1 protein-coding gene is annotated in these 732 nt (G+C 64.2%); it reads right to left on the bottom strand.

Annotated features, from left to right (window positions below; translation table 11 throughout):
* The coding region (locus F6Q13_RS18555; RefSeq protein WP_293059661.1) for a transposase at positions 1–553 on the bottom strand (553 nt) is incomplete at its 3' end.
* Positions 554–732: the final 179 nt, after the last annotated feature.

Below are 732 nucleotides of genomic sequence, written 5' to 3'. Positions count from 1 at the left end.
AGATCGTGGTGATCTGCGGCGACAGACCCCGGCGTAGCAGCGCCCGGCCGGCGATCTTGGCGTGCCCGAACGAGGCGCCCTGTTTGTGGTGGCCGTAGACCGGGCGCAGCAACGAGTCGATGTCGATGAAGACGCGTTCTTCTGCCCCGGCCAGCAGCGGCATCCGGGCCGCCAGCGCTACCAGCTGCGCACGGGCCACCGCGGCGAGCTGGTTGGCGTGCCCGAAGGTGAACTCGCGCAAGAAGATCCCCAGCGTGGAGGGCGCATACACCTCGTTGAACACCCGTGGGGTGCCACCGGCGCGTAGCTCGTTGGCATCATCGATGCTGTCCGCGCCGCACGCCATCGCGGCGATGATCGTGGTCAGCTTGCCTGCCGGGTTGACCGCCCCGGACTTCACCCGCGTCGACGGCAGGTCCACGTGCTCGTCGATCAACCGCGAAAGACCGGTCTGCTCAGCCAGTTCCAGCACCGGCACCAGCCCGGCCGCCGACACCAGATTCTGCTCGTCAAACACCGCCGACCCGACGGTGAACGTATAGGATGAGTGCACCGAAAATGCCTTCCTGAACACTGGACAAAATTGGTTTCAGCACCCGTATTGTCCCAGTTCAGAAGGCATTTTCGCTGTTCACACGCCGATCAAATCACCGGCCCATCCACGGATTCAGGCTAAGACGCAGATGGTCGACTACCGGATCACCGCCGACGACCGCGCCCGATTCAAACGCT

The sequence above is a fragment of the Mycobacterium sp. genome (genome assembly GCF_008709575.1).
Taxonomy (GTDB): domain Bacteria; phylum Actinomycetota; class Actinomycetes; order Mycobacteriales; family Mycobacteriaceae; genus Mycobacterium.
This window is presented reverse-complemented; position numbering and strand designations above follow the sequence as displayed.